This window comes from Sandarakinorhabdus rubra (genome assembly GCF_010994245.1).
Taxonomy (GTDB): domain Bacteria; phylum Pseudomonadota; class Alphaproteobacteria; order Sphingomonadales; family Sphingomonadaceae; genus Sandarakinorhabdus; species Sandarakinorhabdus rubra.
The window spans coordinates 1-9,082 of record NZ_WMHO01000098.1; the positions used below are offsets into that span (position 1 = coordinate 1).

The following is a 9,082-nucleotide window of genomic DNA, read 5'->3' on the forward strand; positions in this document are numbered from 1 at the left end:
CCACGGCGTGCGCGTACGGCCCGGTATGGAGTTCCACCACCGGCGCGCCCAGCCGGGCGGCGGCTTCCAGCTGGCGCTCGTCGGGCGCGATGAACAGCGAAACGCGGATGCCGGCATCGCTGAGGCGCGCCACGATCGGCTGCAGCGTGTTGTGCTGGCCGGCGGCATCCAGCCCGCCCTCGGTGGTGCGCTCGGCCCGGCGCTCGGGCACGATGCAGGCGGCGTGCGGTCGGTGGGCGAGCGCGATGGCCAGCATCTCGTCGGTGGCGGCCATCTCGAGGTTGATGGGCAGGGCGATGGCGGCCGACAGCCGTGCCAGGTCATCATCGGTGATGTGGCGGCGGTCTTCGCGCAGGTGGATGGTGATGCCATCGGCACCGGCCGCGGCGGCCGCCTCGGCGGCGCGCAGCGGGCAGGGATGCACGCCACCGCGGGCGTTGCGGATGGTCGCCACATGGTCGATGTTGACGCCGAGACGAAGTTGGTTGGTCACGCCGCGCGGCTCCCGGGCTTCACGGCGGGGATCGCCGCCAGTTCGGGCGGCAGGTCATCGGGCTGGTAGCTGGGCACGTCGAGCCGGATCAGCGGCGTGAAGGGCACGCCCAGATCGGCCTTGCCGTTCGAGCGATCGACCAGCGATGCGGCGTGGATCACCCTCCCGCCTGCCGCTGCGACCGCGGCGATGGCCTCTCGGCTCGACAGGCCTGTGGTCACCACGTCTTCCATCAGCAGCACTGGCTGACCCGGTGCCAGCCGGAAGCCGCGCCTGAGTTCGAACGTGCCGGTCGGCCGCTCGACGAACATCGAGTCCACCCCGAGCGCGCGGGCCAGCTCGTAGCCGCAGATCAGCCCGCCCATCGCCGGGGCGACCACGGCCGTGACCTCGGCCTTCACATGGGTGGGGATCTTGGCGGCCAGCGCGCGGGCCAGCCGTTCGGACCGCACCGGGTTCATCAACACGCGCGCGCATTGAAGATAGCGCGGGGAGCGAAGCCCCGACGACAAGATGAAATGACCTTCCAGCAGCGCCTCGGCAGCGCGGAATTCGGCCAGCACCTCGTCATCGGTCATCGTCTGTCTCCTGATCGCGGGCTTCTAGCGCCCGGCGAGACCAGCGCAAGCCGCCTCAGGCGCGCACCCGCTCGGCCGAAACCACCGCCTTCACCTGCCGCAGCGCGCCGAGGATGGTGGCCAGGTGGCTGGTGCTTTCCACCTCGATGTCGAAGATGTCGGTATGGAACTCGCGGTCCCGGTGCTTCAGTTGCAGGCCCACGATGTTGGCGTTGTGCGCCGCGATACTGGCGGCCAGGCTGGCCAGCGAGCCCGGCTGGTTGTGCAGCACCACCGCGATGCGCGCTGCCGCACCGGCCGAATCCGCGCCCCATTTGACATCCATCCACTCTCCGTCCTCGTCGGCAAGATGGTCGCAATCGATGATGTGGACGGCAATTGGCGCATCCGAATGGCGTACGCCGACGATCCGGTCCCCCGGCACCGGCCGGCAATGATCACACAGCAGGAAGCCCACGCCCGACGTGAGGCCTTCGATCGAGAGGGCGGCGGCCGCTTTGGCCTTGCCGGTGCGCGGCCGCTTGGTGGGGGTGGCGCCGGGCACCAGCGCCTCGCTCACCTGGTCGTCCGACAGGCGGTTCTCGGCCATTGCCAGCTCCAGGGCCTGGCGGTCGTGCAGCTTCAGCCGGCCCAGCGCCGGGCCCATGATCTCGTCGGTCAGCGCCACGCGCAGCCGGGCCGCCACAGCGTCCAGCAGCTTGGCGCCCATCGCCAGCAATTCCTCGCGCCGCTTGTTGCGGACATGGCGGCGGATCGCGGCGCGCGCCTTGGCGCTGGCCACGAAGGCCTCCCACGCCGGATCGGGCGCCTTCACCTTGCCCTTCAATATCTCGACCTGGTCACCGTTCACCAGCCGGGTGCGCAGCGGCACCACCCGGCCGTTGACCTTGGCACCCACGCAGCTGTCGCCGAGATCGCTGTGGACGGCATAGGCAAAATCCACCGGCGTTGAATCGCCGGGCAGCTGGTAGAGCTCGCCCTTGGGGGTGAACACGAACACCTGGTCCTGGAACATCGCCAACCGGGCGTTTTCCAGCAGCTCTTCGGGGCTGGCGGCGTCCTGCAGCACCTCCAGCAGGTCCTCCAGCCAGGGATAGGCCTCGCGCGCCGGCGCCCCGTCGTTGCCCTGCTTGTAGGCCCAGTGCGCGGCGAGGCCATATTCGGCCTCCTCGTGCATCAGCCGGGTGCGGATCTGCACCTCGATGCGTGCCTGCTCGCCGCCCAGCAGCACCGATGTGTGCAGGCTGCGATAGCCGTTGGGCTTGGGCGTCGAGATGAAGTCCTTGAACCGGCCCGGCACCATCGGCCAGCGGCCGTGCACGATGCCCAGCGCCCGGTAGCAGTCGGTCTCGTCATCCACGATCACCCGGAAGGCCATCACGTCCGACAATTGCTCGAAGCTCATCTGGCGCGCCGCCATCTTGCGCCAGATCGAATAGGGCCGCTTCTCGCGCCCGGTCACGCTGGCCGCCAGACCCTTGGCGCGCAGCAGCGATTCCAGCGCGCCGGTGATGCGGTGGACATTGGCGCCGGTGGTCTCGCGCAGGCGAGCCATGCGGCTGCTGATCATCTGGCTGGCATCGGGCTCGAGATGCTGGAAGGCCAGTTCCTGCATCTCCTCCATGAAGCCATACATGCCGATGCGCTCGGCCAGCGGCGCATAGATGTCCATCGTCTCGCGGGCGATGCGCAGGCGCTTGTCCTCGCGCGCGATGTGGTGGAGCGTGCGCATGTTGTGCAGCCGGTCCGCCAGCTTCACCAGCAGCACGCGGATGTCGCTCGACATCGCCAGCAGGAACTTCCTGAGATTTTCGGCCTGGCGCTCGCTTTCGGTCTGCGTCTCGATCTTCGACAGCTTGGTGACGCCATCGACCAGCCGGCCAACGTCCGGCCCGAACAGCCGTTCGATCTCGCCCTGCGTCGCCACCGTGTCCTCGATCGTGTCGTGCAGGATGGCCGTCGCGATCGTCTTGTCGTCGAGCTTCAGGTCGGTGAGGATGCCGGCCACTTCGATCGGGTGGCTGAAATAGGGGTCGCCGCTGGCGCGCAGCTGGCTGCCGTGTGCCTTGACCGAAAACACGTAGGCGCGGTTCAGCAGATCCTCGTCCGCATCCGGATCATAGGTCTTGACCCGTTCCACAAGTTCATACTGGCGCAGCATTGCCCATTATCTTGGGGGGGATTGGGGGTGGGTGCAAGGGCGCAGCCGGGCGCGTGAAATGCGCGCAAGCGCAGTTCACCGACTCCGGCAAGTCCGGCCGGCGGGTTCGGGCAAGCCGGCGGCACGGCTTTGCCGGGCCAGAGGCTTGCCTGAAGCCCGTTCGACGTCATGGGAGCGCAATGCCGCGCGGCCGGCGGCGGAGCCGCGCCGTCGGACGACTCACGAAAAAGGCGGCTGGAGAGCCGCCTTTTTGGTCGCCGGCCGGAATTCGCCGAGTCAGGGTGCAACGCTGCGCGTTGCGCCCAGCCGGCTTATTCGTAATCCCCGCCCATGTTCTGGTTGCGGGGCGGCTGGGCGGCGGTGATGCGCAGCGCTTCGGCCGACGCCGACAGCGAGCCGATCACGTCCGGCGTGTCGTCATCCTCGGCCTGCACCTTCTGCATGCCGACCACCAGCGATTCGGTAAGGTCGCCGGGGCGGATGGTCTGCTCGGCGATCTCGCGCAGCGCCACCACCGGGTTCTTGTCGCGGTCGCGGTCGATGGTCAGTTCGGCGCCCGACGAGATGTTGCGGGCGCGGTGCGCGGCGAGCAGCACCAGGTCGAACCGGTTCGGCACCTTGTCGACACAATCTTCAACGGTCACGCGTGCCATGGCGGCGGCTCCGAAATTCAGGGGCGTTGGGAAGCGCGTGCCATTGCGTGGCCGCGCCCGAAAGTCAAGAACAATGGCCCGTCACCATGGTGGCCTTGCTTGACTCCGCGCGCAGGCCCCCCTATCGGGGCCGCTTCGCATCTGGCCCCGCACCCCGGTGAAGCGGTGGCCCACGCAGGTACATGGCCTGCGCGGCGAGACCGGGAACAACGTCACGAAGCAGATACAGGAAATCACATGTCGAAGCGTTCCAACGCCAAGTACAAGCTCGATCGCCGCATGGGCGAGAACATCTGGGGTCGCCCCAAGAGCCCGGTCAACAAGCGCGAATATGGCCCCGGCCAGCATGGCCAGCGCCGCAAGGGCAAGATGTCGGACTTCGGCCTGCAGCTGCGCGCCAAGCAGAAGCTGAAGGGCTATTATGGTGACGTCACCGAAAAGCAGTTCCGCAAGGTCTATGACGAAGCGGTGCGCATGAAGGGCGACACCTCGCAGAACCTCATCGGCCTGCTCGAACAGCGCCTCGACATCATCGTCTATCGCGCCAAGTGGGCGCCGACCGTGTTTGCCGCCCGCCAACTCGTCAACCACGGCCACGTGCTGGTCAACGGCACGCGCTGCAACATCGGTTCGGCGCGCCTGAAGCCGGGTGACGTGATCGAACTGGGCAGCCGCGCCAAGGAAATGGCGCTCGTGCTCGAAGCGCAGGGCCTGTCGGAACGCGACGTGCCGGAATATGTCTCGGTCGACGGCGCCAAGGCCACCTATGTCCGCGTGCCGACGCTGGACGAAGTGCCCTATCCGGTGAAGATGGAACCGAACCTGGTGGTTGAGTTCTACAGCCGCTAATGCGGCGCGTGGACAACGCGAGGCGTTGTCCACCGACTCGCATCGGCTCGGCCAGCGACCAAAAAAGGCGGCCCCAACAGGCCGCCTTTTTCGTGTGTCGACTGACGGCGCGGCTTTGCCGCGCCGCCCTTGCTTCCGTTTAACGCACCCGCCTCAATACCCCGTCGGCGCCACCGTTCGCCCCAGGAACTTCAGCCGGGTGATCCAGGTGTGCAGTTCCAGCCCCGGTGTCGCGTGGGTGGCGCCGGGATAGACCATCAGGTCGAACGGCCGGTTCGCCTTCTGTAGCACGGTCATCAGGGCGGTCGAATTCTCGAACACCACATTGTCGTCGGCCATGCCGTGGATCACCAGCAGCGGATCGCTGATCTTCGCGGCATCGCCCAACGCGCCCGAGGTGGCATAGACCTGCGGCTCCGTCACCGGGCTCCCCAGGTAACGCTCGGTATAGGCCGTGTCATACAGGTCCCAGCGGGTCACCGGCGCGCCGGCGATACCGGCGGCAAACTGGCCGGGCGCCGCCTCCAGCAGCTTCAGCACCATGTACCCGCCATAGGACCAGCCGTTGACCGCCACCTTGCCCGCCCAGGGTTGCTGCTTGACCCAGGCCAGCGCCTTCAGCTGGTCGCGCACCTCGGCGCCGCCCATGGCGCGGTAGATCGGGTCTTCAAAGGCCTTGCCGCGACTGGCACTGCCGCGGTTGTCGAGCTGGAACACCGCCCAGCCCTTGCTCACCAGATATTGCTCGATGGGCGCGGTGAAGCGCTTGTGGACATTCTGCGCATGCGGCCCGCCATAGACCTGCATCAGCACCGGGAACGGGCCCGCACCGGCGGGTTTCAACAGCCGCCAGTCCAGCGTCTGGCCATCTTCGGCGGTGAGGGTGCCGAATTGCGGCACCACGTGGGTGGCGAGATAGGGCGCATAAGGATGGCTGGCGTCCAGCCTATTCTCCTCGATCCAGGCCAGCCGCCGGGCCTGGCCATCGGCCAGCCACACCTGCGCGGGCTGGCTGGGGGAAGATGAAGTGATGATGAGGCGCGTGCCGGCCTTGTCCATCACCGCCTCGTGCCAGCCGCCGGCCGCCGTGAGCCGTTGCGGGCGGGCGCCGGCGCGTTTCCAGTCGAGGGCATAGACATGCTTTTCAAGGGCGCCGTCGGCAAAGCCGGTGAACCACAGCCGCCCCTGCTTCTCGTTGACGCCCACCAGCTCGTCCACCGCCCAGCGGCCGCTGGTCAGCGGCTGCGCCGTGCCGTCCTTCAGGCGATAGAGGTGGCGCCAGCCGTCACGCTCGCTGGCGATCAGCAGGCTGCCGTCGGCGAGCGGGCGGAAACTGTCGGTGAGGTTGATCCAGGTCCGTGCCGTCTCGCTGGCGATCACACGGCTGGCACCGCTGGCCGGATCGACCGCCAGGATATCGGTCCGCTTCTGGTCGCGGCTGAGGCGCTGCACATAGAGCGTGCGGGCATCGGGCGCCCAGGCCACCCGGGCGATGTAGATGTCCCTATCGGCCCCCAGATCAACCGCCACGCGGCCCGAGCCGTCCGGGTTCATCAGCCACAGCGTCACATCGGCGTTGGCGGTGCCGGCGGCCGGATAGGCCTGGGTGAACAGGCGGGTGCCGTCGGCGCCGATGGCGGCGCGCGTCACCTCCTTCACCGGCGTCTCGTCCACCCGCGCCACGGCGAGCCGCCGGTCGTCGGGCGCCCACCAATGGCCTTCGAAGCGGTCCAGCTCTTCCTGCGCAATGAACTCGGCGACGCCCCAGCTCACCTTCTCATTCTCGTCCCCGGCCAACCGCAGCTCGGTGTCGGTGCCAAGCGCGCGGGTGAACAGCGCGCGGTCCCGCACGAAGCTGACAAAGCCACCCTTCGGGCTCAGCTGCGCATCGGTCTCGGTTGCCGGCGTCGCCGTCAGCTGGCGGGTTCTGCCGTCCAGGCCGGCCAGCCACAGATCACCATCTACCGGCACCAGCAATGCCTTGGCATCGGGCGCCCAGCCATAATCGGTGATGCCCTTGATGCTGGCGATGCGGCGGCGCTCGCGGTTCATGCGCTCTGCTTCGGACAGCGGCCCGCCGGCCAGCTTTGCCGAATCAACCAGCATCCGGCTCTGCCCGGTGACGGTGTCGAACGCCCACAGGTCGAACCGGTCCTGATCGTCGGCGCGGTTCTTCAGCAGGGTTGCCAGCCGGCCATCGGGCGAGAGTTTCAGCACGCGCGGCCGAGCCCCGGTGAGCGCCGGGGAGGCGAACACGCGTTCAAGAGTTAGGGGCTTGGCAAGGGTGAGTGGCTCGGCAGCCGCCGGCGGGCTGGCCGGAGCCAGGCTCAGCAGCGGCGTCAGCATCAGGGCCAGCTTCAGTCGGTTCATCTTCATCCCCTGGTAGCAACGGGCAAGCGCGCGCCTTGCTGCCCCAGAAGGCGGCCGGCGGCAAACATGACAATCATGCGTCAATGCCGCACCCTTGCCGCTGCGCCAAGTGGCTGCTAGCAATGGCAGAGCAGCGGGATTTTCGCTGCCGTTTTCCGGGCTTGCCCGCGCTGCCGCCGCTTTGCTGGCCGGTGTTTGGCGGGAGAGGCCGGGAACTTGAAAGGCCGCCGCCCGCCATGGGCCCCACCCACAGATTGTGGTGAAGCGGGGTCCAGGGGCCGGGCCGGCTGCCGATGCGATGCCAGGGACGCAAATGACCGGACGGAACGACAGGGTGAAGCAGCGGGGCGCATCGCGCCCGCTCGCTGCCGCCGCTGTCACCGCCGGCTCTGCTGCGGTCCCATCGTCCAGCCACACGCAATTCCACCAACATCACCCATCCCGCCGGCAGATCGCCGGCCTTTTCAGTTTGCGCCCCGACGGTGCGTCGCTTGCAGCGACGCGCCGCGCGCGCGCCACGGAGCCTTTCCATGTCACAACGCATGCTCATCGACGCCCGCCACCCGGAAGAAACGCGGGTGGCCGTGGTCAACGGCCAGCGCATCGAGGAATTTGATTTCGAATCGGCTGACAGGCGTCAGCTCAAGGGCAACATCTATCTGGCCAAGGTCACGCGGGTCGAACCCTCGCTGCAGGCCGCCTTTGTCGAATATGGCGGCAATCGCCACGGCTTCCTGGCCTTCTCCGAAATCCATCCGGACTATTATCAGATCCCCAAGGAGGATCGCGACGCGCTGCTGCGCGAGGAAGCCGAACTCTCCGCCGAGGAGAATGGCCACGACGAGGAGGATGACGGCGACGACGTACAGGAGGCCGGCGGCCACCACGACGAGCCTTCGGACGCGCTGCGCCGCAAGCGCATGGCGCTGCGTCGCCGCTACAAGATCCAGGAGGTCATCCGTCGCCGCCAGGTGATGCTGATCCAGGTGGTGAAGGAAGAGCGCGGCTCAAAGGGCGCGGCGCTGACCACCTATCTCAGCCTCGCCGGCCGTTATTGCGTGCTGATGCCCAACACCGCACACGGTGGCGGCATCAGCCGCAAGATCTCCAATCCGGCCGACCGCAAGCGGCTGAAGCAGGTGATGGCCGATCTGCACCTGCCGGCCGGCATGGGCGCCATCGTGCGCACCGCCGGCCTGAAGCGCAGCGCCGCCGATATCCGCCGCGATTTCGATTATCTCACCCGGCTGTGGGACGAGATCCGCGAAAAGACGCTGGCCAGCCAGGCCCCGGCGCTGATCCACGAGGATTCCAACCTCATCAAGCGCGCCATCCGCGACATCTACAACCGCGAGATCGAGCAGGTGCTGGTGGAAGGCCGCGCCGGCTTTGACGCTGCCCACCGCTTCATGTCGATGCTGATGCCCACCCACGCGCCCAAGGTGGTGGAATATGAGGGCAATGTGCCGCTGTTCCAGCGCTTTGGCGTCGAAGGCCAGCTGGAGAACATGTACCAGCCGGTGGTGCAGCTGAAATCCGGCGGCTACATCGTCATCAACCCGACCGAGGCGCTGGTCTCCATCGACATCAACTCCGGGCGTTCGACCCGCGAATATGGCATCGAGGAAACCGCCACCAAGACCAACCTGGAAGCCGCCGACGAGATCGCCCGCCAGCTGCGCCTGCGCGACATGGCCGGCCTGGTGGTGATCGACTTCATCGACATGGAGAACGGCTCCAATGTCAGGAAAGTCGAGAAGGCGATGAAGGAGGCGCTGAAGAACGATCGCGCCCGCGTCCAGATCGGCCGCATCTCCAGCTTCGGCCTGATGGAAATGAGCCGGCAGCGGCTGCGCACCGGCATCCTGGAAGCCTCCACCCATGTCTGCCCGATGTGCGAAGGCACCGGCATGGTGCGCGCCGTGGCGTCGGCCGCGCTCGCCGCCCTGCGCGCGCTGGAAGCCGAGGCGCTGCGCGG

General features: G+C 67.6%; 7 protein-coding genes. 2 read left to right on the forward strand and 5 right to left on the reverse strand.

All coding sequences use genetic code 11. The annotated features are described in order from the left end of the window. From GJV64_RS07675 to rpoZ, 4 genes are all read right to left on the reverse strand, one after another. The coding region (locus tag GJV64_RS07675; protein WP_164156676.1) for a pyridoxine 5'-phosphate synthase at positions 1 to 493 on the reverse strand (493 nt) is incomplete at its 3' end. Further along, positions 490 to 1,071 carry an orotate phosphoribosyltransferase gene (pyrE, locus tag GJV64_RS07680; protein WP_164156677.1) on the reverse strand — a complete coding sequence of 194 codons (582 nt, stop codon included), beginning with the start codon at positions 1,069 to 1,071 and terminating at the stop codon, positions 490 to 492. The genes pyrE and GJV64_RS07675, both read right to left, overlap by 4 nt. A 55-nt stretch (positions 1,072 to 1,126) precedes the next feature. Continuing rightward, a complete protein-coding gene (locus GJV64_RS07685; protein WP_164156678.1) occupies positions 1,127 to 3,232 on the reverse strand; it encodes a RelA/SpoT family protein in 2,106 nt (701 codons plus the stop codon). A gap of 311 nt (positions 3,233 to 3,543) precedes the next feature. Continuing rightward, positions 3,544 to 3,885: a DNA-directed RNA polymerase subunit omega gene (rpoZ, locus tag GJV64_RS07690; protein WP_164156679.1), complete on the reverse strand. Its 342-nt coding sequence runs from the start codon at positions 3,883 to 3,885 to the stop codon at positions 3,544 to 3,546. A 237-nt stretch (positions 3,886 to 4,122) separates the two neighbouring features. On the opposite strand from rpoZ, the gene rpsD reads away from it, so the two are divergent. Next, complete coding sequence (gene rpsD / locus GJV64_RS07695) at positions 4,123 to 4,734, forward strand: 30S ribosomal protein S4 (RefSeq protein WP_164156680.1); 612 nt, start codon at positions 4,123 to 4,125, stop codon at positions 4,732 to 4,734. Between the two features lie 153 nt (positions 4,735 to 4,887). Here the strand turns inward: rpsD and GJV64_RS07700 are convergent, their stop codons facing one another. Continuing rightward, positions 4,888 to 7,104, reverse strand: a complete 2,217-nt coding sequence (locus GJV64_RS07700; protein ID WP_235927651.1) for a S9 family peptidase — start codon at positions 7,102 to 7,104, stop codon at positions 4,888 to 4,890. A 530-nt stretch (positions 7,105 to 7,634) separates the two neighbouring features. Here GJV64_RS07700 and GJV64_RS07705 point away from each other — a divergent pair. Next, the coding region (locus GJV64_RS07705; protein WP_164156681.1) for an Rne/Rng family ribonuclease at positions 7,635 to 9,082 on the forward strand (1,448 nt) is incomplete at its 3' end.